This window comes from Pseudomonas sp. FP1762 (assembly GCF_030687105.1).
GTDB classification, from domain to species: Bacteria; Pseudomonadota; Gammaproteobacteria; order Pseudomonadales; family Pseudomonadaceae; genus Aquipseudomonas; species Aquipseudomonas siliginis.
Genome location: NZ_CP117458.1, coordinates 5,700,124 through 5,721,978, shown reverse-complemented (window position 1 = coordinate 5,721,978; position 21,855 = coordinate 5,700,124). Strand labels below are relative to the sequence as shown.

The window sequence follows — 21,855 nt, the reverse complement described above, 5'->3', positions numbered from 1 at the left end:
TCGCATTTCCATTTGAGATTCGTTCATGACTGCCTCGTCCCGATTGCTGGCCTGGCTGCTGTTCCCGTTATTGTCCCTGAGCAGCCTGCCGCTGCTGGCCGATACCGTGGAAGGCGCGCCGCAAGCGTTGCACCTGCTCGATTACATCAGTGCCGATTACCCGCCGACGGTCGCGGCAGGCAAAGTCATCGACGATGGCGAATACCGCGAGCAGCTGGAATTCACCCAGGTTCTGCAAGGCTTGATCACTGCATTGCCAGCCAAACCGGAAAAAGCCGCGCTGGAACAGGGCGTCGAATCTTTGCACGCCGCCATCACTGCGAAGCAGGACGGTGCTGATGTCGCCCGTCAGGCCCGACAGCTGGGGGCGAAACTGGCGGTGGCTTATGAAGTCAGCCAGGCACCGATCATCACTCCGGACCCGACACGCGGTGCGCCGCTGTATGCGCAAAATTGCTCGGTGTGCCACGGCGACACTGGTGCTGGCGACGGCCCGGCCGGTGTCGGTCTGACCCCTGCGCCAGCCAACCTGCGCGACGCTGCGCGGATGGATCACCTGAGTCTGTACGCGATCTACAGCACCCTCGGCCAGGGCGTCGAAGGCACCGACATGCCGGCGTTCGCCGATCAGCTCGATGATCGCCAGCGCTGGGATCTGGCCACCTACATCGCCGGCTTCAGCGCCGATGCGGCGGCCGCCAAGTCCGACAAGGTCTACAACATCGCCGACCTGGCCCGCCAGACCCCGGCCGAGGTGCAGGCTGCCGAGGGCGCAGAGGTCGCGGCGACGTTCCGTGCCCAGCGCGCGCAACCGCCGCAGGTCAAGCGCGGTCCGGCGCAGTTGCTCGATTACACCGCCGCCACGCTGGACAAAAGCCTCGCGGCCTACCGCGCCGGTGAACACGATCAGGCCTATGACCTGTCGGTGGCGGCGTATCTGGAAGGCTTCGAACTGGTCGAAAGCTCGCTGGATAACGTCGATGCCAACGTGCGCAAGGACACCGAAAAATCGCTGATGGCGTATCGGCAGTCATTGCAGGATGGTCTGCCGGTCGAGCAGGCCGAACAGCGTCTGGACGCGGCCAAAGCCAAACTCAAGGAATCCGCCGGCCTGCTGGGCAGCGATGGTCTGAGCTGGTCGCTGAGCTTCATCTCCGGCCTGCTGATTCTGCTGCGCGAAGGCCTGGAAGCGATTCTGGTGCTGGCGGCGATCCTCGCCTTCCTGCGCAATACCGGTCAGCAATCGGCAGTACGCAGTGTCAACGTTGGCTGGGGTCTGGCACTGCTGGCAGGTCTGGGTACCTGGGCACTGGCGGCGTACGTCATCGACGTCAGCGGTTCGCAGCGTGAGTTGCTGGAAGGCGCCACCGCGCTGTTTGCCAGCGTCATGGTGTTGTGGCTCGGCGTGTGGATGCATGACCGCCGTCATGCGGCGGCCTGGCAGGATTACATCAAAAGCAGTCTGGTCGGCGGCGGTGGACGTTTCGGCTTTGCGATCCTGGCGTTCTTCTCGGTCTATCGCGAGTTGTTTGAAGTGATCCTGTTCTACGAAACCCTGTGGCTGCAGGCCGGTCCAGCCGGGCACAACGCCGTGCTGGCCGGCGGCGCGACGGCGCTGGTGCTGCTGGTCGGCCTGGCCTGGGTGATTCTGCGCGGCTCGGCGAAACTGCCGCTGACGCTGTTCTTCAGCATCAACGCCGCGCTGTTGTGCGCGCTGTCGGTGGTGTTTGCCGGGCATGGCGTGAAGGCCTTGCAGGAAGCCGGGATCTTCGGCACACGGCCGGTCGCGTTCTTTGAATTCGACTGGCTGGGGATCCATGCCGATGCCTATTCGCTGACCGCGCAGGTGGTGGCGATTGTGGCGATTGCTGTGCTGTATGGGCGCAGTTGGGTGGCGGAGAAGCGTCGGGTTTCGGCTGCATAAAGGCATTCGCTGCGCTCATATTCGCGAGCAGGCTCGCTCCCACAGGTTCGGTATGTATCCTGTGGGAGCGAGCCTGCTCGCGAATTTTTTGGAGGCAAGAACATGCGTGTATGGATTGATGCCGACGCCTGTCCACGGGCGGCGAAGGATCTTGTAGTGAAATTCGCCCTCAAGCGCCAGTTCGAAGTGGTGCTGGTAGCCGGGCAGCCGCAGACCAAGCCGGGGCTGGCCATCGTCAAACTGATCGTGGTGCCGAGCGGGCCGGATGCGGCGGATGATTATCTGGTCGAGCACGCCGTGCCGGGCGAGCTGGTGATCTGCAGCGATATTCCGCTGGCCGATCGGCTGGTCAAGAAGGGCGTGGCGGCACTGGATCCGCGCGGCAAGGAGTTCGATGCGCAGAACATGGGCGAGCGGCTGGCGGTGCGGAATCTGTTCACCGATCTCAGGGAGCAGGGCCAGATGAGCGGCGGCCCGGCGCCGTTTGGCGAGCGCGAGAAGCAGGCGTTTGCCAATGCGCTGGATCGGATTCTCACCCGGCTCACCCGCAAGCCCTGAAAAGATCGCAGCCTGCGGCAACTCCTACAGGGGCGGTGTATGCCGCAATATCACGGCGCGACACGAAACCTGTAGGAGCTGCCGAAGGCTGCGATCTTTTGATTTCAAGCGTCGTTTTCGTGAGTCAGTTCGAGCACGCGGTCGACCAGTTTGTTGATCCCCGAAGCCGCTTCACTGATGGTCTGCGCCAGCATGTACGCCGGGGTGGTGACCAGTTTGCGCGCCTTGTCTTCGACGATTTCGGTGACGGCGCACTCTTCGTGGGTGGCGCCCATCTTGTTCATGGCCGCAGCGGTGTCGGCGTCGTTGCCGATGGTGCAGGTCACGCCCGGGCCATAGATTTTCGCCGCCAGCGCCGGGGAGATGCAGATCAGCCCGACCGGTTTGCCCGCTTCGGCAAATGCTTCGGCCAGGGCCAGCACTTCGGGTTGCACGGTGCAGCCGGCGCCTTCGATGGCGAAGTTCGACAGGTTCTTCGCCGCGCCGAAACCGCCGGGCACGATCAGCGCATCGAAGTCTTCGACGTCGGCGTCGCGGATATCCTTGACGTTGCCCCGGGCAATGCGCGCCGATTCCACCAGCACGTTGCGCGATTCCGGCATTTCTTCGCCGGTCAGGTGGTTGATCACATGCAATTGCGCGATGTTCGGCGCGAAGCACTGCACCTGTGCGCCGCGCTGGTCGAGGCGCAGCAGGGTGATGACACTTTCCTGGATTTCGGCGCCGTCGTACACGCCACTGCCGGACAGGATCACTGCAACTTTTTTGCTCATGGGCTTCTCTCCAGATTCATGGCGCTCAATGTCCCTCAAATCGTCGCGCGTGGCCATAGGGGCATGGCTGACGCGCGCGGGGGCAGAGCGCTCTCTCAATGGATCGCAACGGCGGCGGGGTGTTCATTATTTGCCTGGGCTGCGCGTGGCAGTCGCCAGCGAATGGCTTATTCGGCTGGCGTTTTCGGCCCGGCAGGAGGGGTCGCTTCGGCCTGGCGCAACTGCTCTGCCTCGGCGGCCTTGGCGAGCAGCTCGTCCTGATAGATTTTCTTCGCCAGTTGCGCATTCTTGAAGCGGCGCCGCAGCCACAGGCCCAGGCCGAGGATCAGCAAGGCGCCGAGCACCCACAGCTCGTACTTCTTGATGCTGCCGAGCATGCCTTCCAGCACTGCGCCGAAGTGGTAAGCCGCCGCAGCCAGGGCGGTGGCCCAGATCGCCGCGCCGATGCCGTTGAGCAGCAGGTAACGTCCCGGTGGATAACCGGACAGGCCGATCGCCACCGGCATCACGGTGCGCAGGCCATAAACGAAGCGGAAGCTCAGGACCCAGATGTCCGGATGTTTGCGGATGTGCTCCAGTGCGCGGTCGCCCATCATCTGCCAGCGCGGTTTGCGCGCAAGCAATTTGCGCCCGTGCTTGCGCCCCAGGAAGTACCACAGCTGATCACCGGCATAACTGCCGAAGAACGCCACGACCACCACCAGGTTGATGTCCATGTATCCACGGAACGCAAGGAAGCCTGCGAGCACCAGAATGGTTTCGCCTTCGAAGAACGTGCCGAGAAACAAGGCAAAGTAGCCAAAGTCGTGCAGAAATTGTTGGAGCATTGTCTGGGTGCTGGCGAAATGAACGCGCAGCCTAACCCTTCGGGCACATTCATGAAAGTGTCCAAATGTGTCTCGACGTGAACATTTCCTACATCGACAATGGATTGCGGCTACCTGTCACAGAGCACACATAACTGTCATCTGTTAGTCATAATGGCCGTCTATAACTGTCACGCTCGCCCGTTTGCCCGGGCTCAGGAGTCTGCCGTGAGCTTTACCCCCGCCAATCGTCTGTTCCCAGCCACTCGTCTGCGCCGCAATCGTCGTGATGATTTTTCGCGGCGCCTGGTGCGTGAAAACGTATTGACGGTCGATGATCTGATCCTGCCGGTGTTTGTGCTTGACGGTGAAAACCGCCGCGAAGCCGTGGCCTCGATGCCGGGCGTCGAGCGACTGAGCATTGATCTGCTGCTTGAAGAAGCGGCGAAATGGGTCGCGCTGGGCATTCCGGCGCTGGCTCTGTTCCCGGTCACCCCGCCTGAGCTGAAATCCCTCGATGCCGCCGAAGCCTGGAATCCCGAAGGCATCGCCCAGCGCGCCACTCGCGCCCTGCGCGAGCGTTTCCCGGAGCTGGGCGTGATCACTGACGTCGCGCTGGACCCGTTCACCACCCACGGTCAGGACGGCATTCTCGACGAAGACGGCTACGTGCAGAACGACATCACTGTCGATGCGCTGGTGCGTCAGGCGCTGTCCCACGCCGAAGCCGGCGCGCAGGTGGTGGCGCCATCGGACATGATGGACGGTCGCATCCAGGCGATTCGTGAGGCGCTGGAAATTGCCGGTCACGTCAACGTCCGCATCATGGCCTACTCGGCCAAGTATGCCAGCGCCTACTACGGCCCATTCCGCGATGCTGTGGGTTCGGCGTCGAACCTGGGCAAGGCCAACAAGGCTTCTTATCAGATGGACCCGGCCAACAGTGACGAAGCGCTGCACGAAGTCGGTGCCGACTTGTCCGAAGGTGCGGACATGGTCATGGTCAAACCGGGCATGCCCTACCTGGACATTCTTTTTCGCGTCAAAGATGCCTTCAAGGTGCCGACCTTCGTCTATCAGGTCAGTGGCGAATACGCCATGCACATGGCCGCTATCCAGAATGGCTGGTTGAGCGAAGCGGTGATCCTCGAGTCACTTACCGCCTTTAAACGTGCCGGTGCAGATGGCATCCTGACTTACTTTGCCGTTCGTGCCGCTCAATTGTTACGAGAGCAGAAATAGCCCTCCCAGGAACATTCCATGAATACCGAAGGACTCACTGAAGTTGCCGTAAAAGAAGCTCAGCCGGTGGTCGAGCAAATCACCGAAACCCCGCCGGAACTGGAGCCTGCGCCACCCGCGCCGGTTGCCGAAACCGCTGTGGCGGTACCGGCGATCGCCATTCCCGGCCTGGATGACAGCAGCCTGTACATCCACCGCGAGCTTTCGCAATTGCAGTTCAACATCCGCGTGCTGGAACAGGCGCTGGACGAGTCCTACCCGTTGCTGGAGCGGCTGAAGTTCCTGCTGATCTTCTCCAGCAACCTCGACGAATTCTTCGAAATCCGCGTCGCCGGGCTGAAAAAGCAGATCACTTTTGCCCGCGAACAGGCCGGCGCTGACGGCTTGCAGCCGCATCAGGCGCTGGCGCGGATCAGCGAGCTGGTTCACGGTCACGTTGACCGCCAGTACGCGATCCTCAATGACATCCTCCTGCCGGAGCTGGAAAAGCATCAGGTGCGCTTCATCCGTCGGCGCAACTGGACGACCAAGCTCAAGACCTGGGTCCGCCGCTATTTCCGCGACGAGATCGCGCCGATCATCACCCCGATCGGCCTCGACCCGACGCACCCGTTTCCGCTGCTGGTGAACAAGAGCCTGAACTTCATCGTCGAGCTCGAAGGCATCGACGCCTTCGGTCGCGACTCCGGTCTGGCGATCATCCCGGCGCCGCGCCTGCTGCCACGGATCATCAAGGTCCCGGAAGAAGTCGGCGGTGCCGGCGACAACTATGTGTTCCTGTCGTCGATGATCCACGCCCACGCCGATGACCTGTTCCAGGGCATGAAGGTCAAAGGCTGCTACCAGTTCCGTCTGACCCGCAACGCCGACCTGGCGCTCGATTCCGAAGACGTCGAAGACTTGGCCCGCGCTCTGCGTGGCGAGTTGTTCTCGCGGCGCTACGGTGACGCGGTGCGTCTGGAAGTCGCCGACACTTGCCCGAAACACCTCTCGGACTATCTGCTCAAGCAGTTCAACCTGAGCGAGACCGAGCTGTACCAGGTCAACGGCCCGGTCAACCTGACGCGCCTGTTCAGCATCACCGGTCTGGACAGCCATCCGGAGCTGCAATACACGCCGTTCACCCCGCAGATCCCGAAACTGCTGCAGAACAGCGAAAACATCTTCAGTGTGGTCAGCAAGCAGGACATCCTCCTGCTGCACCCGTTCGAGTCGTTCACCCCGGTGGTCGACCTGCTGCGTCAGGCCGCGAAAGACCCACATGTGTTGGCCGTACGGCAAACGCTTTACCGCTCCGGCGCCAACTCGGAAATCGTCGATGCGCTGGTCGACGCCGCGCGTAACGGCAAGGAAGTCACCGCGGTGATCGAGCTGCGTGCGCGCTTTGACGAGGAATCCAACCTGCAACTGGCCAGCCGTCTGCAAGCGGCGGGCGCAGTGGTGATCTACGGCGTGGTCGGCTTCAAGACCCACGCCAAGATGATGCTGATCCTGCGCCGTGAGGCTGGCGAAATCGTCCGTTATGCGCATCTCGGTACCGGCAACTACCACGCCGGTAACGCCAAGCTTTACACCGACTACAGCCTGCTGACCTCCGACGACGCTTTGTGCGAGGACGTCGGCAAACTGTTCAGCCAGTTGATCGGCATGGGCAAGACGCTGCGCATGAAAAAGCTGCTGCATGCGCCGTTCACCCTGAAGAAGGGCATGCTCGACATGATTGCCCGCGAAACCCAGTTCGCCCTCGAAGGCAAACCGGCGCACATCATCGCCAAGTTCAACTCGCTGACCGATCCGAAGATCATCCGCGCGCTGTACAAGGCCAGCCAGTCCGGCGTGCGCATCGATCTGGTGGTGCGCGGCATGTGCTGCCTGCGTCCGGGCATCGCTGGGGTTTCGCACAACATTCATGTGCGCTCGATCATCGGCCGCTTCCTCGAGCACACGCGGGTGTTCTACTTCCTCAACGGCGGCGACGAGCAGATGTTCCTTTCCAGCGCCGACTGGATGGAGCGCAACCTCGACAAGCGCGTCGAGACTTGCTTCCCGGTGGAAGGCAAGAAGCTGCTGACCCGCGTCAAGAAGGAGCTGGAGCTGTACCTGACCGACAACACCCACAGCTGGAGTCTGCAGTCGGACGGCCGCTACATTCGCAACACGCCCACCGGAAACCAGAACCCGCGCAGTGCGCAGGCGACGTTGCTGGAGCGGTTGGGCAGCCCGATATTGCCGGTGAGCAGCTGACCTTCAGCCCAATAAAAAGGCGATCCCTCGGGATCGCCTTTTTTGTACCTGCACTGATTCCGACCTGTGGCGAGGGGATTTATCCCCGTTGGGCGCGAAGCGACCCCTTGAGTCAAAATCGGGCCTGCTGCGCAGGCCAGCGGGGATAAATCCCCTCGCCACAATCAGTGTCAATGCACCGTGAGAACAATCCCCACCCGCGTCAACCAGTCCGCCTCAAGCCCGAAATCCGCCTGGGTCAGCTGATTTTCATCCAGCCAGTTCTCCGGGAATTCCACATCGAGATGGTCGCCATTGGCATGCAGCGCCACCTGCGGCATCGCCTGGGTTCCGCGAATGTGATGGAACAGAATGGCAAACCGCAGCAGCACGCACAGGCGAATCAGTTTGATGCCGTCATCGCCGAATTCGGCAAACTTGTCCTTGGGAATATTGCGCCGGTGCCCGCGCACCAATAGCGCGAGCATCTGCTGGTCTTCTCGCGAGAAGCCTGCCAGGTCGGAGTGCTCGATGAGGTAGGCGCCATGCTTGTGGTAGTGATAGTGAGCGATGTCGAGGCCGACTTCGTGGACCTTCGCCGCCCAGCCGAGCAGTTCGCGCCAGATGCCGTCATCCAGTTCCCAGTCGACAGCAACCTGATCGAACGCGTGCAGGGCCTTGCGCTCGACCCGCGCTGCCTGTTCCAGGTCGACGTGATAGCGCTCCATCAGCGAGGTCAGGGTGCGTTCGCGCACGTCTTCATGGTGATGGCGGCCGAGCAGGTCGTAGAGCACGCCTTCGCGCAGCGCGCCTTCGCAATGGTCCATGCGTTGCAGTTCGAGGGCGTCGAAGATTGCTTCGAGAATCGCCAGGCCCGCCGGAAAGATCGCCCGGCGGTCAGGCTTGATGCCTTCGAAATCGATCTTGTCGGCGTCGCCGAGCTTGAACAGCTTGCGCTTGAGCCACGCCAGGCCTTCGGCGTTGACCTCGCCGCTGCCGTGGCCGCCAGCCTTCAAGGCCAGGCCGATGGCGCGAATCGTACCGGAGGAGCCGATGGCTTCATCCCAGGTCAGGCGATGCAGGGCGTGCTCAATGCTCATGATCTCCAGGCGCGCCGCCGTGTAGGCCTGGGCGTAGCGCGCCGGGGTGATCTTGCCGTCCTTGAAATAACGCTGAGTGAAACTCACGCAGCCCATTTGCAGGCTTTCGCGCAATAAAGGCTCGAAGCGCTGGCCGATGATGAATTCGGTGCTGCCGCCGCCGATGTCGGCGACCAAACGTTTGCCTGGGGTGTCAGCGAGCGTGTGCGAAACGCCGAGATAGATCAGGCGCGCTTCTTCACGGCCGGAAATGACTTCTACCGTGTGGCCGAGGATTTCTTCGGCGCGGCGGATGAATTCGCCACGATTGCGCGCTTCACGCAGGGCGTTGGTGCCGACGATGCGCACGGCGCCGAGCGGCATACCGTTGATCAGTTGGGCAAAGCGCTTGAGGCAATCGAGGCCGCGCTGCATCGATTCTTCGTTGAGCTGGCGCGCGTCGTCGATGCCGGCGGCCAGTTGCACCTTCTCGCCGAGGCGCTCGAGGATGCGGATTTCGCCGTTCTGGGCCTTGGCCACGACCATGTGAAAGCTGTTGGAGCCCAGGTCGATTGCGGCGATCAGGGACAGATTCTTGGCTTGGGATTGCGGCATGGTCAGGGGGTCTCGGTCGATAACCCCGACATCGTGCCACGATCAAACGCTGGCGCCAACGCGCATGGTTCAAACCGTTGATTCAGCGCAGAAAGTCTGGGGATCGCGACGCGGCCATTCGCGAGCAGGCTCGCTCCCACAGGTGAACGCATTCCCATGTGGGAGCGAGCCTGCTCGCGAAGAGGGCATCACTGCTTCAGAAAATCTTCAGGCTGTCGCTTCCACCGTGCCAATAAAGTTCGCCAGCTCCGCCGTCTGCGGATTGGCAAACAACACCTTTGGATCGCCCACCTCATGCACCTTGCCATGGTGCATGAACACCAGTTTGTCGCCCACCTCTCGGGCAAAGCGCATCTCGTGGGTGACCATGATCAGCGTCATGCCTTCCTTGGCCAATTGCCGCACCACGCTGAGCACTTCATTGACCAGCTCAGGGTCCAGCGCCGAGGTGATTTCATCGCACAGCAGCACCTTCGGCGACATCGCCAAAGCCCGGGCGATCGCCACCCGTTGCTGCTGACCACCGGACAAACGGTCCGGGAAGGCATCGAATTTCTCCCCGAGCCCGACTCGCTCGAGCATTTCGCGCGCCAGTTCGGCTGCCTTGGCCTTGGGTACTTTCTGCACCACTTGCGGCGCGAGCATGACGTTTTCGCCGACGGTCAGGTGCGGGAACAGGTTGAACTGCTGGAAGACCATGCCGACCTTCTGTCGCAGGCTGCGCAGATCAGCGCGGGCGGCGTCGAGGTATTCGCCGTCGACTTCGATCACGCCGTCGTTGATCGACTCCAGGCCGTTGAGTGTGCGCAACAGGGTCGATTTGCCCGAGCCGCTGCGGCCGATGATCGCCACGACCTGGCCTTCCTCGACGCTGAGATCGATGCCTTTGAGTACGTGGTGATCGCCGTAGTATTTATGCAGGGCGGAAATTCTAAGCAGAGGCATGCAGTCTCCTTTCCAGGTAGCGCGCACTGAGGGACAAGGGGTAGCAGAGCAGGAAGTAGCCGAGGGCGACGAGGCCGTAGACCATGAACGGTTCGAACGTGGCATTGGCGAGCATGCCGCCGGTCTTGGTCAGTTCGGTGAAGCCGATGATCGAGGTCACCGCTGTGCCTTTGACCACTTGCACCGAGAAGCCCACGGTCGGCGCCACGGCGATGCGCAGCGCTTGCGGCAGGATCACGTAGCGCAACTGCTCAAGCGGATTGAGCGCCAGGCTCGACGAGGCTTCCCACTGACCGTGGGGAATGGCCTCGACGCAACCGCGCCAGATCTCCGCCAGATAGGCGCTGGTGAACAAGGTCAAAGCGATCGCCGCGGCCATCCACGGCGAAATCTCGATGCCGGCCAGCGCCACGCCGAAGAACACCAGAAACAGTTGCATCAACAGTGGCGTGCCCTGAAACAGCTCGATCCAGGTGCGGGCGATGCTGCTTGGCAGCGTGTTCTTGGAGATGCGCATCACCAGAATCAGCAGGCCGACGAGGCCGCCGCCAATGAACGCCACCAGTGACAGCGCCAGGGTCCATTGCAGGCCGGTGAGCAGGTTGCGCAGGATGTCCCAGAAAGTGAAATCGCTCATTGGCTGCTCCTCGCAATGAACCGACGCCCGAACCAGTTGAGCAACTGGCGGATCAGCAGCGCCATGCACAGATAGATCAGGGTGGTCAGCGCATAGGTTTCAAAGGCGCGGAAGTTGCGCGACTGAATGAAGTTGGCGGCGAAGCTCAATTCTTCCGTGGCGATCTGCGAACACACCGCCGAACCGAGCATGACGATGATGATCTGGCTGCTCAGCGCCGGCCAGACCTTGCCCAGCGCGGGCAGCAGGACGACGTGGCGGAACGCTTCGAAGCGCGTCATCGCCAATGCCGCAGCCGCTTCCAGCTGCCCGCGCGGAATCGCCTGGATGCCGGCGCGGATGATCTCGGTCGAATAGGCGCCAAGGTTGATCACCATCGCCAGCACTGCCGCCTGCCACTCGGAGATCTGCATGCCGAGCGACGGCAGGCCGAAGAAGATGAAGAACAGTTGCACCAGAAACGGCGTGTTGCGGATCAACTCGACGTAGACGCCGAAGATCGCCGAGAACGGGCGAATCTGCCACGCCCGCACCAGCGCCCCGACAATGCCCACGCCGACCCCGAGCAGCGCGCCGATGGCGGTCAGCTCAAGGGTGAGCAGCGCGCCGCGCAGCAGCAGGTCGGTGTTTTCCACCACCGGCAAAAAATCGAACTGATAAGCCATGAAGGTCTCCCGCGCAGTCGATCAGAGATCGGCCGGCAGCGGCTCTTTCAGCCAGGTCTGCGAGTTCTTTTCCAGTGCGCCGTCAGCCTTGGCGGTGTTGAGGATGTCGTTGACCTTGGTCAGCAGCGCCGCTTCGTTCTTGTTCACGCCCACATAGACCGGGGAATCCTTGAGCTTCACCTTCAGCGCCGGTACGCGCTTGGGGTTCTTCTCGCTGATGGCCACCATTACCACGTTGCCGCTGGCGATCAGATCGACCTGGCCTGCCAGATAAGCGGCGATGGTCGAGTTGTTGTCTTCGAAACGTTTGATGGTCACGCCTTCGGGGGCGACTTTGCTCAGCTCGATGTCTTCAATGGCGCCACGGGTGACGCTGATGGTCTTGCCCTTGAGGTCGTCGAGGCTGGTGATCGCAGCGTCTGGCGGGCCGAACACGGCGAGGTAGAACGGCGCATAGGCGCGGGAGAAGTCGATGACCTTCTCGCGCTCGGCGTTTTTGCCGAGGCTGGAAATCACCAGATCGACTTTGCCGGTGGTGAGGAACGGGATGCGGTTGGTGCTGTTGACCGGGGTCAGTTCGAGTTTGACCTTGAGTTGGTCAGCGAGCAGTTTCGCCGTGTCGATATCCAGGCCGCGCGGCTTCATGTCCGGGCCGACCGAGCCGAACGGCGGGAAGTCCTGGGGCACGGCGACTTTCAGCGTGCCGCGTTTGACCACGTCGTCCAGACCGTCGGCGTGAGCGGGGGCCTGGCACAGCAGCAGGCCGGCAAACAGGGAAGCGAGGAGGGCGCTGTAACGCTGGGTCATGGACAATCTCCGGATCGGCGGGAAGTGGTTGCTGCGATCGGACAGAGCATGGGCCGTGCCAACAGGCGGATTTCGCCCCGGCAGGCCGCGGCATCAGCGGCTTGGTTCGGTCTTACTGGTCTGAACAGTCAACTCGGTTTTCGCACTGCGATGGCGCATCGGCAGTGCGCGCCGAACCCCGCTGGGGCACGACTTGCCGGACTCGACGAATAGCTTTACAACTAGCCGCACCTTGGCCCTGACGCGTCCGCACATCATGAATTCGATCTCCCGCGCCGTACCCGAAGTGGCGCTGCAAGCGATCCGCAAACTGATCACCGAACAGGGCTTCGGTGCCGGCGACGCGTTGCCTTCGCAACGGGATCTGGCGCTGCAACTGGGCGTCAGTCGGGCATCGTTGCGTGAAGCGCTGTCGTCGCTCAGTGCACTGGGCGTGGTCAGCATTCAGCCGGGCAAGGGCGTGTTCGTGCAGTCGCCGGTCGAATTGTCGCGCGGCGACAACGCGCCAGGCTGGTCGTTTGCGGCGCAGGCATCGCCGCTGGATATCTTTCAATTGCGCTATGCGCTCGAAGGGTTTGCAGCAGGTTTGGCGGCAGTGACGTTGAGCACGTTCGATCTGGATGCGCTGGAAGACAACGTTGCGGCCATGCGCGAGCAATTGAAGCTCGGCGACTTTGAGGCAGCGGCGAAACTCGACTTCGAATTCCACCGACGCATCCTTCTTGCCAGCGGTAATCAGGCGATGCTGAGCATTCTCACCGCCAGCGCCGAGATCTTCCTCGAGAGCCAGAAACTGCCGTTCATCCGCGCCGAGCGCGCCATGGAAACCTGGCAGGAACACCGCAAGATCCTCCGCGCACTGGCGCGCCGCGCCTCGGCGGCGGCGCAGAAAGCCATGCAGGAACACGTGCGCAACGCCGCCCTGCGCACCGGAATCGCCTTCATCGCTCCCGCCACGGCGTGAGTTGAGCTATACCCAAACTCATCAAGGGCCATAGCAACACTCAATCATCTGCGGCTTCCTGAACAAGGGAAGGGCGGCTATGATGGGCCACGTTTTTTTGCTTACAACCTGGAGAATTCCATGAGCAGCGATCTGATCAAACACGTTAGCGACGCTAGCTTCGAAGCCGACGTACTCAAGGCCGAAGGCGCTGTCCTGGTCGACTACTGGGCTGAATGGTGCGGCCCTTGCAAAATGATCGCACCGGTTCTGGACGAGATTGCCGAGACTTACAAAGGCAAGCTGACCGTCGCCAAACTGAACATCGACGAAAACCAGGAAACCCCGGCCAAGCATGGCGTGCGTGGTATCCCGACGCTGATGCTGTTCAAGAACGGCAACGTTGAAGCGACCAAGGTCGGCGCACTGTCGAAGTCGCAGCTGGCGGCTTTCCTCGACGCCAACATCTGAGCGTCGCAGTAAAACGCTGAAAAAAAGCCCCGCAAATCGCGGGGCTTTTTGCGTATTCAGGGCTAGACGCTCCGAAACTCAGGTGGTACATTCGGCCCCGCACTGGTTTCTCCAATGCCCCCTGCTAGCCGTCGCCGACGCACTCCTTTTCGAATTAGTTCGCGATCCTGTCGCCTTCTCCGCGGCGCGGCCTCATTAAGCCAAAAGCTTAATTTCCCCCCCTCCATAAATGATTACGTCATTCCTATATGAATCTGACTGAACTCAAGCAAAAGCCGATTACCGAACTGCTCGAATTGGCCGAACAGATGGGCATAGAAAATATGGCCCGTTCGCGCAAGCAGGACGTGATTTTCTCCCTGCTCAAAAAGCACGCGAAAAGCGGCGAGGAAATCTCCGGTGATGGCGTGCTGGAGATTCTCCAGGACGGCTTCGGCTTCCTGCGCTCCGCAGACGCTTCCTACCTCGCCGGCCCTGACGACATCTACGTCTCGCCGAGCCAGATCCGCCGCTTCAACTTGCGCACCGGTGACACCATCGTTGGCAAGATCCGCCCTCCGAAGGAAGGCGAGCGGTACTTCGCCCTGCTCAAGGTCGACACGATCAACTTCGATCGTCCGGAGAACGCGAAAAACAAGATTCTCTTCGAGAACCTGACGCCGCTGTTCCCGACGGTGCGCATGAAGATGGAAGCCGGCAACGGTTCCACCGAAGACCTCACCGGTCGCGTGATCGACCTGTGTGCACCGATCGGCAAAGGCCAGCGTGGTCTGATCGTCGCACCGCCGAAAGCCGGTAAAACGATCATGCTGCAGAACATCGCAGCGAACATCGCCCGTAACAATCCTGAAGTTCACCTGATCGTGCTGTTGATCGACGAGCGTCCGGAAGAAGTGACCGAAATGCAGCGCACCGTGCGCGGCGAAGTGGTTGCCTCGACCTTCGACGAGCCGCCGACCCGTCACGTGCAGGTTGCTGAAATGGTGATCGAGAAGGCCAAGCGTCTGGTCGAACACAAGAAAGACGTGGTGATCCTGCTCGACTCCATCACCCGTCTGGCCCGTGCCTACAACACCGTGATCCCGAGCTCCGGCAAGGTATTGACCGGTGGTGTCGATGCCCACGCCCTCGAGAAGCCGAAGCGTTTCTTCGGTGCCGCGCGTAACATCGAAGAAGGCGGCTCGCTGACCATTATCGCCACCGCGCTGGTTGAAACCGGTTCGAAGATGGACGAAGTGATCTACGAAGAGTTCAAGGGTACCGGCAACATGGAACTGCCTCTGGATCGCAAGATCGCCGAGAAGCGTGTGTTCCCGGCCATCAACATCAACCGCTCCGGCACCCGCCGCGAAGAGTTGCTGACCGCCGACGACGAACTGCAGCGCATGTGGATTCTGCGCAAGCTGCTGCACCCGATGGACGAAGTCGCCGCCATCGAGTTCCTGGTCGACAAGCTGAAAACGACCAAGACCAACGACGAGTTCTTCTTGTCGATGAAACGCAAGTAATACGCTGGCGTTTCAACAAAGGACGCTCCCGAGAGGGGGCGTTTTTTTTTTGCCCCGAAAAATCTCGCGCCCGTCACGGATATCTGTTGATGGGCCGATATTGCGGCGTCGGCAGCGCACTGCTGAGTCCCAGGCTTGCCCCTTCGCCGCAGCGCGGGGGCCACAATCGAGCAATGACGGGCTGCTGTTTGCTCCTCAGAGCAGGTAGGATGTACGCCTATTTTGAGGGTGCCATCGTCAATGAAATTCAAGGATCTTCGGGATTTCGTGCAGCAGCTTGAGCAGCGCGGAGAGTTGAAACGCATCCAGATTCCCGTCTCGCCGGTGCTGGAGATGACTGAGGTGTGCGACCGCACGTTGCGGGCCAAAGGCCCGGCACTGCTGTTCGAGAAGCCTACCGGTTACGACATTCCGGTGCTCGGCAACCTGTTCGGCACCCCCGAGCGCGTGGCCATGGGCATGGGCGCCGAGTCGGTCAGCGAGCTGCGCGAAATCGGCAAGCTGCTGGCCTTCCTCAAGGAGCCGGAGCCGCCGAAGGGCTTGAAGGACGCGTGGTCGAAACTGCCGATCTTCCGCAAGATCATTTCGATGGCGCCGAAAGTCGTCAAAGACGCGGTATGCCAGGAAGTGGTCATCGAAGGCGACGATGTCGATCTGGCGATGTTGCCGGTGCAGACCTGCTGGCCCGGCGACGTCGGCCCGCTGATCACTTGGGGCCTGACGGTCACCAAAGGCCCGAACAAGGAACGCCAGAACCTCGGTATCTACCGCCAGCAAGTGATCGGCCGCAACAAGGTGATCATGCGCTGGCTCAGCCATCGTGGCGGCGCTCTCGACTTCCGCGAGTGGTGCGAGAAGCACCCGGGCCAGCCGTTCCCGGTGTCCGTGGCCCTTGGCGCCGATCCGGCGACGATTCTCGGTGCCGTAACGCCGGTGCCGGACAGCCTCTCCGAATATGCTTTCGCAGGGCTCTTGCGCGGCAACCGTACCGAACTGGTCAAGTGCCGTGGCAACGATCTGCAAGTACCGGCCACCGCCGAAATCATCCTTGAAGGCGTGATTCATCCGGGCGAAATGGCCGACGAAGGCCCTTATGGCGACCACACCGGTTACTACAACGAAGTCGACAGCTTCCCGGTGTTCACCGTCGAGCGCATCACCCACCGGATCAAGCCGATCTATCACAGCACCTACACCGGGCGGCCGCCGGATGAGCCGGCGATTCTCGGCGTGGCGCTGAACGAAGTGTTCGTGCCGATCCTGCAGAAGCAGTTCCCGGAAATCACCGACTTCTACCTGCCGCCGGAAGGCTGCTCGTACCGCATGGCCGTGGTGACGATGAAGAAGTCGTATCCGGGGCATGCCAAGCGCGTGATGCTCGGTGTCTGGTCGTTTTTGCGACAGTTCATGTACACCAAGTTCGTTATCGTCACTGACGACGATATCAACGCCCGCGACTGGAACGACGTGATCTGGGCTATCACCACGCGCATGGATCCCAAGCGCGATACGGTGATGATCGATAACACGCCGATCGACTACCTCGACTTCGCCTCGCCGATCTCCGGCCTGGGCTCGAAAATGGGCCTGGATGCCACCCACAAGTGGCCGGGCGAAACCACTCGCGAGTGGGGCCGCGTGATCGTCAAGGACGACGCCGTCACCCAACGGATCGATGCCATCTGGAATCAGTTAGGAATAGATTGATGCGTGTAACCCTGCAGCCTTCCGGAGCAGTGCTCGAGATACAGCCCGGTGAGCGGATTCTCGACGGTGCGCGGCGCCTGGGCTATGACTGCCCGCAAAGCTGCCGCAACGGCAATTGCCACGTGTGTGCAGCGCTGCTGGTGGAGGGCCGCGTCGAGCAGGCCGGCAAAGTCCACGACCATGGCGAGTTCTACACCTGCATCGCCGCACCGCTGGAAGACTGCGTGCTGTTGTGGGATGGCGTGCTCGCACTCGGTGAATTGCCGGTGCGCAGCCTATCGTGTCAGGTCATCGAGTGCCGCGAGGTCGGCGGCGACACCTGGCGCGTGCGTCTGCGTGCACCGGCGGGCAAGCCGCCGCGCTATCACGCCGGGCAATATTTGATGATCGAGCGTGAGAACGGCGAGAAATCGGCGTTCTCCATGGCTTCGGCGCCCCACGGCGGACGTGATCTGGAAATCCATGTGCTGGCGCGCGAAACCAGTGCGTTGAGCCTGATCGAGCAGCTGCAACGCAACCCGCTGGTGCGTGTCGAGCTGCCGTTCGGTGACACACATCTTGCGGAACTACCCGACGGTCCGCTGGTGTTGATCGCCGCCGGCACCGGCATGGGCCAGATTCACAGCCTGATCGAACATTGCCGCGCCGAAGGCTTCAAGCATCCAGTGCATCTGTATTGGGGCGTACGCCGTCCAGAAGACTTTTATCAGATCGAGCACTGGGACGAATGGCTGAAGCTGCCCAATCTGTTCCTGCACAAAGTGGTCAGCGACCAGTGCGGCTGGGAAGGGCGCTGCGGGATGTTGCACGAAGCGGTTTGCGAGGATTTCCCCGATCTGAAGCCGCTGCATGTCTATGCCAGCGGTTCGCCGGCGATGGTTTACGGCACGCTGGACGCGCTGGTCGAGGCGGGGATGGATGCGCATCAGATGCGCGCTGATGTGTTCGCCTACGCGCCGCGCTCCTGAGACTTATAACTTGGTATATAGCCGATCGGTATTTACCTTAAACAGTAAATATCGCTAGGTTATATATGAATCAGGCAATTAATCAGTGGCACTTAATTTGCCTTAAAACATATGTGCCTTATTGTTACAACGGTGCGTTCTATTAAGTAATTCTTCACCCGCGGGGAGCTGAACGCTATTCGCCATGAGCGCCATTGAAAACGCAATTCTGAACCTGGCTTACCCTCCGCGGCTCGATCTTGGGCCGCAGCTGACGCACGAACAACTTCTCGCTTCCATGCAATCGACCATGGCACGCCACAAGGGCGGGCCGGTGTGGCTGTTCGCCTATGGCTCGCTGATCTGGCGGCCGGAATGCACGGCGGTCGAGCGCATGCGCGGTCGCGTGCATGGCTATCATCGCGGCTTGTACCTGTGGTCCCACGAGCATCGGGGTACCCCGGAAATGCCCGGTCTGGTGTTCGGTCTGGATCGCGGCGGTTCATGCAGCGGTTTTGCCTACCGCTTGCCGGAAGACAATCTCGATACCGCGCTGTACGCCCTGTGGAAACGTGAGATGCCGTTTCCGTCGTATCGTCCGCACTGGCTCAATTGCCGGCTCGAAGATGGCACTCAGGTGCAGGCCTTGGGCTTCGTTCTTGAGCGCCACCTGCCGAGCTACGCCGGCAACTTGCCGGATCATGTGCTCAGCCAGGTGTTCGCCAGCGCGAGCGGGCGTTACGGCACCACTCGCGATTATGTCGAGCAGACCGCGCACGCCCTGCGCAGCCACGCCATGCCGGATCGAAATCTGGAGGCGCGGCTCAAGCGCTGTAAATCACACAGCGATCAGGCGACCGCTTCACGGCTCTGACTGGCGACTTGCTTGTGCCACAGCGTTGGCGCAAGGAAGGCCATCGCCAGCAGGCAAGCGCCGACCAGCAGCACGAAACCGCCATCCCAGCCGAAGTGGTCAACGGTGTAGCCCATCGCCGCACTGGCCGCGACCGAACCCCCCAGATAACCGAACAGACCGGTGAAGCCCGCTGCAGTACCGGCGGCTTTCTTCGGCGCCAGTTCCAGCGCTTGCAGGCCGATCAGCATCACCGGGCCGTAGATCAGGAAGCCGATCGACAGCAGGGCGATCATGTCGACCATCGGATTGCCGGCCGGATTGAGCCAGTAAACCAGGGTCGCGACAGTCACCAGGGCCATGAACACCATGCCGGTCAAACCACGGTTGCCACGGAAGATCTTGTCTGACATCCAGCCGCACAGCAGCGTGCCCGGGATGCCTGCCCACTCGTAGAAGAAATAGGCCCACGAGGTCTTATCCACGGTGAAGCCCTTGGCTTCCTTCAGGTACGTCGGCGCCCAGTCCAGCACGCCGTAGCGCAGCAAGTAGACGAAGACGTTGGCCAGAGCGATGTACCAGAGCATTTTGTTGCGCAGCACGTATTTGACGAAGATTTCCTTGGCGCTGAATTCGTCTTCGTGGCTGGCGTCGTAGCCTTCCGGGTAGTCGTTCTTGTACTGCTCGATCGGCGGCAGGCCGACCGATTGCGGGGTGTCACGCATGGTGATGAAGGCGAATACCGCTACGCCCAGTGCGACTGCTGCCGGGACGTAAAACGCCGCGTGCCAGTCGTTGAACAGGCCCATGCCGATCAGGAACAGCGGGCCGATCAGACCGCCGCCGACGTTATGCGCCACGTTCCACACCGACACCACGCCACCGCGTTCCTTCTGCGACCACCAGTGCACCATGGTCCGCCCGCTCGGCGGCCAGCCCATGCCCTGCGCCCAGCCGTTGATGAACAGGAGAATGAACATCATCGTCACGCTGGACGTTGCCCACGGCGCGAAACCGAAAATGAACATCACCCCGGCCGAGACCAGCAGACCGAACGGCAGGAAGAAGCGCGGGTTGGAACGGTCGGACACCAGGCCCATGAGGAACTTCGACAGGCCGTAAGCAATAGCGATCGCCGACATTGCCAGACCAAGGTCGCCACGGCTGTAGCCTTCGTCGATCAGGTACGGCATGGCCAGGGAGAAGTTCTTGCGCAGCAGGTAGTAACCGGCGTAGCCGATAAAGATACCGGCGAAGATCTGCCAGCGCAGGCGGCGGTAGGTGCTGTCTATTTTTTCTTCAGGCAATGGAGCCTGATGTGCGGCAGGACGAAAGAAAGCAAACATTCAAGAGCTCCAGTTTTCTTGTTTTGACTGCGGATGCGAATGTTACAGTTTCGTTACCGAAAATAGCATCGCTTCACGTCGGCAAAACAGCGGAAATTTGGGCAGATGAACGTTCCTTTATGAACATGTCGCTCTGAGACAAGTACGCGGCGCTGAGGGAATGGTGGCTCGGGTGGGTTTCTGCGGTTTGACGCATGGGAGAGGCAGATCTCAGCGCTAAAGCGATCCGGATTGCTGCTCCGGATCGCTCCATGTTGTTAACGAACCTGAACGACAACCTTGCCCACAGCCTTGCGCTGGCCAAGATCATCGATCGCCTGCGCGGCATTGCTCAGCGGATACACCTGCGACACCAGCGGTTTGAGCTTGCCCTCGGCAAACCAGGCGAACAGCTGCTGGAAGTTGGCTGCATTGTCCTGTGGCTGGCGTTGGGCAAAAGAACCCCAGAACACGCCGAGTACCGCCGCGCCCTTGAGCAGGGCGAGGTTGACCGGCAGTTCCGGGATGCGTCCGCTGGCGAAGCCGACCACCAGCAGGCGGCCGTTCCAGGCGATGGCGCGGATGGCCTGGTCGAACAGGTCGCCGCCGACCGGGTCGTAGATCACGTCGGCGCCCTGGCCGTCGGTGAGGCGTTTGATCTCGTCCTTGAGGCTGGCTTCGCTGTAATTGATCAGCTCATCGGCGCCGGCAGCCTTGGCCACCGCGAGTTTCTCGGCGCTGCTGGCGGCGGCGATCACGCGGGCACCCATGGCTTTGCCAATCTCCACGGCGGCGAGGCCGACGCCGCCCGACGCGCCGAGCACCAGCAGGGTTTCGCCCGGTTGCAGGTTGGCGCGTTGCTTGAGCGCGTGCATCGAGGTGCCGTAGGTCATGCTGAATGCAGCGGCGATGTTGAAATCCATCGACGGCGGAATCGGCAGGACGTTGTAGCCCGGCACCGCCACCTGCTCGGCAAAACTGCCCCAGCCAGTCAGGGCCATGACCCGGTCGCCGACTTTCAGATGGCTGACCTTTTCCCCGACTTCACGCACCACGCCCGCCGCTTCACCGCCCGGCGAAAACGGGAAGGGCGGTTTGAACTGGTACTTGCCCTCGATGATCAGCGTGTCCGGGAAATTGACTCCGGCAGCGTGCACGTCCAGCAGGATTTCATTCTTCTTCGCGACAGGACTGGCGACGTCTTCCAGCACCAGCGATTCGGCAGGGCCGAAGGCTTTGCACAGCACGGCTTTCATCAGGGCTATTCCTTTGGGAGTGATGGCCGATAAGTGTAGGTGTGTGAATCAACGGGTCAACGAGCATGCCCGGCCCTGATAGTCAGCCATAAGCTTGTGCTTGCGCGGCGGGTCGTTATGCTAGGCCGCAAACCGGATAAGGAGCGAATTGTGAAAGCGTGGATCATGTTATTGCTGGCCCTGTCTCTGCCTGTGGCAGCACTGGCCGAAGAAGCCAAAGAAGGCGAGGCGCCGAAGGTCAATTACATCACCCTGAGCCCGCCGTTCGTCGGCAACTATGGCCTGGACGGCACCGCCAAGCTCAAGGTCTACAAAGCCGATGTGGCATTGCGTGTGACTGGTGAGGAGGCGACCAAACTGGTCAAGGCCAACGAGCCGCTGATCCGCAATCAGCTGGTGGCGTTGTTCACTCAGCAGTCGACCGAGGCGATGGGCAGCATCGAGGGCAAGGAAAAGCTGCGTCAGGAAGCGTTGAAGCAGACCCAGCAGGTCATGAATGACGAGACCGGCAAGCCTGTTGTTGAGGATCTGTTGTTCAACAACCTGATCATCCAGTAAATACGTTGGCTGC

20 protein-coding genes are annotated in these 21,855 nt (G+C 61.2%); 11 read left to right on the top strand and 9 right to left on the bottom strand.

Going from position 1 to position 21,855, the window contains the following annotated elements; translation table 11 throughout:
- The first annotated feature begins 25 nt into the window (after nt 1-25).
- Entirely contained in the window at nt 26-1,924 is a 1,899-nt protein-coding gene (locus PSH90_RS25650) for an FTR1 family protein (protein ID WP_095181268.1), read from the top strand.
- 102 nt (nt 1,925-2,026) lie between these two features.
- A complete protein-coding gene (locus PSH90_RS25645) occupies nt 2,027-2,482 on the top strand; it encodes a YaiI/YqxD family protein (RefSeq protein ID WP_041476910.1) in 456 nt (151 codons plus the stop codon).
- A gap of 104 nt (nt 2,483-2,586) precedes the next feature.
- On the opposite strand, the gene elbB is transcribed toward PSH90_RS25645, so the two are convergent.
- Together elbB and PSH90_RS25635 are read right to left on the bottom strand one after the other, a co-directional pair.
- Nucleotides 2,587-3,255, bottom strand: coding sequence for an isoprenoid biosynthesis glyoxalase ElbB (gene elbB, locus PSH90_RS25640; protein ID WP_016772616.1), 669 nt, complete (start codon nt 3,253-3,255; stop codon nt 2,587-2,589).
- A gap of 167 nt (nt 3,256-3,422) precedes the next feature.
- Complete coding sequence (locus tag PSH90_RS25635) at nt 3,423-4,082, bottom strand: DedA family protein (protein WP_110644478.1); 660 nt, start codon at nt 4,080-4,082, stop codon at nt 3,423-3,425.
- A gap of 207 nt (nt 4,083-4,289) precedes the next feature.
- Here PSH90_RS25635 and hemB point away from each other — a divergent pair, with 207 nt between their 5' ends.
- On the top strand, nt 4,290-5,303 hold the full coding sequence (hemB, locus tag PSH90_RS25630; protein ID WP_252877091.1) for a porphobilinogen synthase: 1,014 nt from the start codon (nt 4,290-4,292) through the stop codon (nt 5,301-5,303).
- An 18-nt stretch (nt 5,304-5,321) separates the two neighbouring features.
- Entirely contained in the window at nt 5,322-7,547 is a 2,226-nt protein-coding gene (gene ppk1, locus PSH90_RS25625) for a polyphosphate kinase 1 (RefSeq protein WP_016772619.1), read from the top strand.
- 170 nt (nt 7,548-7,717) lie between these two features.
- Here ppk1 and ppx read toward each other — a convergent pair whose 3' ends face one another.
- The 5 genes from ppx to PSH90_RS25600 form a co-directional block, all read right to left on the bottom strand.
- Complete coding sequence (gene ppx / locus PSH90_RS25620; protein WP_041476907.1) at nt 7,718-9,220, bottom strand: exopolyphosphatase; 1,503 nt, start codon at nt 9,218-9,220, stop codon at nt 7,718-7,720.
- Between the two features lie 207 nt (nt 9,221-9,427).
- Nucleotides 9,428-10,165 carry an amino acid ABC transporter ATP-binding protein gene (locus PSH90_RS25615; protein WP_007911148.1) on the bottom strand — a complete coding sequence of 246 codons (738 nt, stop codon included), beginning with the start codon at nt 10,163-10,165 and terminating at the stop codon, nt 9,428-9,430.
- Nucleotides 10,152-10,802 carry an amino acid ABC transporter permease gene (locus PSH90_RS25610; RefSeq protein ID WP_016772621.1) on the bottom strand — a complete coding sequence of 217 codons (651 nt, stop codon included), beginning with the start codon at nt 10,800-10,802 and terminating at the stop codon, nt 10,152-10,154. Before PSH90_RS25610 ends, PSH90_RS25615 begins: the two co-directional genes overlap by 14 nt.
- Nucleotides 10,799-11,467 carry an amino acid ABC transporter permease gene (locus PSH90_RS25605; protein ID WP_305381731.1) on the bottom strand — a complete coding sequence of 223 codons (669 nt, stop codon included), beginning with the start codon at nt 11,465-11,467 and terminating at the stop codon, nt 10,799-10,801. The genes PSH90_RS25610 and PSH90_RS25605 overlap by 4 nt, the downstream gene beginning before the upstream one ends.
- Nucleotides 11,468-11,488: 21 nt before the next feature.
- Complete coding sequence (locus PSH90_RS25600) at nt 11,489-12,274, bottom strand: transporter substrate-binding domain-containing protein (RefSeq protein WP_076564506.1); 786 nt, start codon at nt 12,272-12,274, stop codon at nt 11,489-11,491.
- 256 nt (nt 12,275-12,530) lie between these two features.
- Here PSH90_RS25600 and PSH90_RS25595 point away from each other — a divergent pair, with 256 nt between their 5' ends.
- From PSH90_RS25595 to PSH90_RS25570, 6 genes are all read left to right on the top strand, one after another.
- Nucleotides 12,531-13,238: a FadR/GntR family transcriptional regulator gene (locus PSH90_RS25595; RefSeq protein WP_056791723.1), complete on the top strand. Its 708-nt coding sequence runs from the start codon at nt 12,531-12,533 to the stop codon at nt 13,236-13,238.
- Nucleotides 13,239-13,358: 120 nt separating this feature from the next.
- Entirely contained in the window at nt 13,359-13,688 is a 330-nt protein-coding gene (gene trxA / locus PSH90_RS25590; RefSeq protein ID WP_003206727.1) for a thioredoxin TrxA, read from the top strand.
- 248 nt (nt 13,689-13,936) lie between these two features.
- Nucleotides 13,937-15,196 (top strand): transcription termination factor Rho, encoded by a 1,260-nt coding sequence (rho, locus tag PSH90_RS25585; protein ID WP_003229334.1) that lies wholly within the window; start codon nt 13,937-13,939, stop codon nt 15,194-15,196.
- A 240-nt stretch (nt 15,197-15,436) separates the two neighbouring features.
- Nucleotides 15,437-16,903 carry a 4-hydroxy-3-polyprenylbenzoate decarboxylase gene (gene ubiD, locus PSH90_RS25580; protein ID WP_039757427.1) on the top strand — a complete coding sequence of 489 codons (1,467 nt, stop codon included), beginning with the start codon at nt 15,437-15,439 and terminating at the stop codon, nt 16,901-16,903.
- Complete coding sequence (locus PSH90_RS25575) at nt 16,903-17,871, top strand: CDP-6-deoxy-delta-3,4-glucoseen reductase (protein WP_056791686.1); 969 nt, start codon at nt 16,903-16,905, stop codon at nt 17,869-17,871. Before ubiD ends, PSH90_RS25575 begins: the two co-directional genes overlap by 1 nt.
- 184 nt (nt 17,872-18,055) lie before the next feature.
- Complete coding sequence (locus PSH90_RS25570; protein ID WP_024014748.1) at nt 18,056-18,724, top strand: gamma-glutamylcyclotransferase; 669 nt, start codon at nt 18,056-18,058, stop codon at nt 18,722-18,724.
- Here PSH90_RS25570 and glpT read toward each other — a convergent pair.
- Both glpT and PSH90_RS25560 read right to left on the bottom strand, forming a co-directional pair.
- Nucleotides 18,700-20,049, bottom strand: a complete 1,350-nt coding sequence (gene glpT / locus PSH90_RS25565; protein ID WP_024014747.1) for a glycerol-3-phosphate transporter — start codon at nt 20,047-20,049, stop codon at nt 18,700-18,702. The genes PSH90_RS25570 and glpT overlap by 25 nt on opposite strands.
- 257 nt (nt 20,050-20,306) lie before the next feature.
- Nucleotides 20,307-21,284, bottom strand: a complete 978-nt coding sequence (locus tag PSH90_RS25560; protein ID WP_039757431.1) for an NADPH:quinone oxidoreductase family protein — start codon at nt 21,282-21,284, stop codon at nt 20,307-20,309.
- Nucleotides 21,285-21,434: 150 nt separating this feature from the next.
- On the opposite strand from PSH90_RS25560, the gene PSH90_RS25555 reads away from it, so the two are divergent.
- Nucleotides 21,435-21,842, top strand: coding sequence for a flagellar basal body-associated protein FliL (locus PSH90_RS25555; RefSeq protein ID WP_056791694.1), 408 nt, complete (start codon nt 21,435-21,437; stop codon nt 21,840-21,842).
- Nucleotides 21,843-21,855: the final 13 nt, after the last annotated feature.

Bases quoted from the DNA above. Each gene is read 5' to 3' on its own strand.
- PSH90_RS25650 (WP_095181268.1), top strand. From the start codon at position 26: ATGACTGCCTCGTCCCGATTGCTGGCCTGGCTGCTGTTCCCGTTATTG.
- PSH90_RS25645 (WP_041476910.1), top strand. From the start codon at position 2,027: ATGCGTGTATGGATTGATGCCGACGCCTGTCCACGGGCGGCGAAGGAT.
- elbB (WP_016772616.1), bottom strand. From the start codon at position 3,255: ATGAGCAAAAAAGTTGCAGTGATCCTGTCCGGCAGTGGCGTGTACGAC.
- PSH90_RS25635 (WP_110644478.1), bottom strand. From the start codon at position 4,082: ATGCTCCAACAATTTCTGCACGACTTTGGCTACTTTGCCTTGTTTCTC.
- ppk1 (WP_016772619.1), top strand. From the start codon at position 5,322: ATGAATACCGAAGGACTCACTGAAGTTGCCGTAAAAGAAGCTCAGCCG.
- ppx (WP_041476907.1), bottom strand. From the start codon at position 9,220: ATGCCGCAATCCCAAGCCAAGAATCTGTCCCTGATCGCCGCAATCGAC.
- PSH90_RS25615 (WP_007911148.1), bottom strand. From the start codon at position 10,165: ATGCCTCTGCTTAGAATTTCCGCCCTGCATAAATACTACGGCGATCAC.
- PSH90_RS25610 (WP_016772621.1), bottom strand. From the start codon at position 10,802: ATGAGCGATTTCACTTTCTGGGACATCCTGCGCAACCTGCTCACCGGC.
- PSH90_RS25605 (WP_305381731.1), bottom strand. From the start codon at position 11,467: ATGGCTTATCAGTTCGATTTTTTGCCGGTGGTGGAAAACACCGACCTG.
- PSH90_RS25600 (WP_076564506.1), bottom strand. From the start codon at position 12,274: ATGACCCAGCGTTACAGCGCCCTCCTCGCTTCCCTGTTTGCCGGCCTG.
- PSH90_RS25595 (WP_056791723.1), top strand. From the start codon at position 12,531: ATGAATTCGATCTCCCGCGCCGTACCCGAAGTGGCGCTGCAAGCGATC.
- trxA (WP_003206727.1), top strand. From the start codon at position 13,359: ATGAGCAGCGATCTGATCAAACACGTTAGCGACGCTAGCTTCGAAGCC.
- rho (WP_003229334.1), top strand. From the start codon at position 13,937: ATGAATCTGACTGAACTCAAGCAAAAGCCGATTACCGAACTGCTCGAA.
- ubiD (WP_039757427.1), top strand. From the start codon at position 15,437: ATGAAATTCAAGGATCTTCGGGATTTCGTGCAGCAGCTTGAGCAGCGC.
- PSH90_RS25575 (WP_056791686.1), top strand. From the start codon at position 16,903: ATGCGTGTAACCCTGCAGCCTTCCGGAGCAGTGCTCGAGATACAGCCC.
- PSH90_RS25570 (WP_024014748.1), top strand. From the start codon at position 18,056: ATGAGCGCCATTGAAAACGCAATTCTGAACCTGGCTTACCCTCCGCGG.
- glpT (WP_024014747.1), bottom strand. From the start codon at position 20,049: ATGTTTGCTTTCTTTCGTCCTGCCGCACATCAGGCTCCATTGCCTGAA.
- PSH90_RS25560 (WP_039757431.1), bottom strand. From the start codon at position 21,284: ATGAAAGCCGTGCTGTGCAAAGCCTTCGGCCCTGCCGAATCGCTGGTG.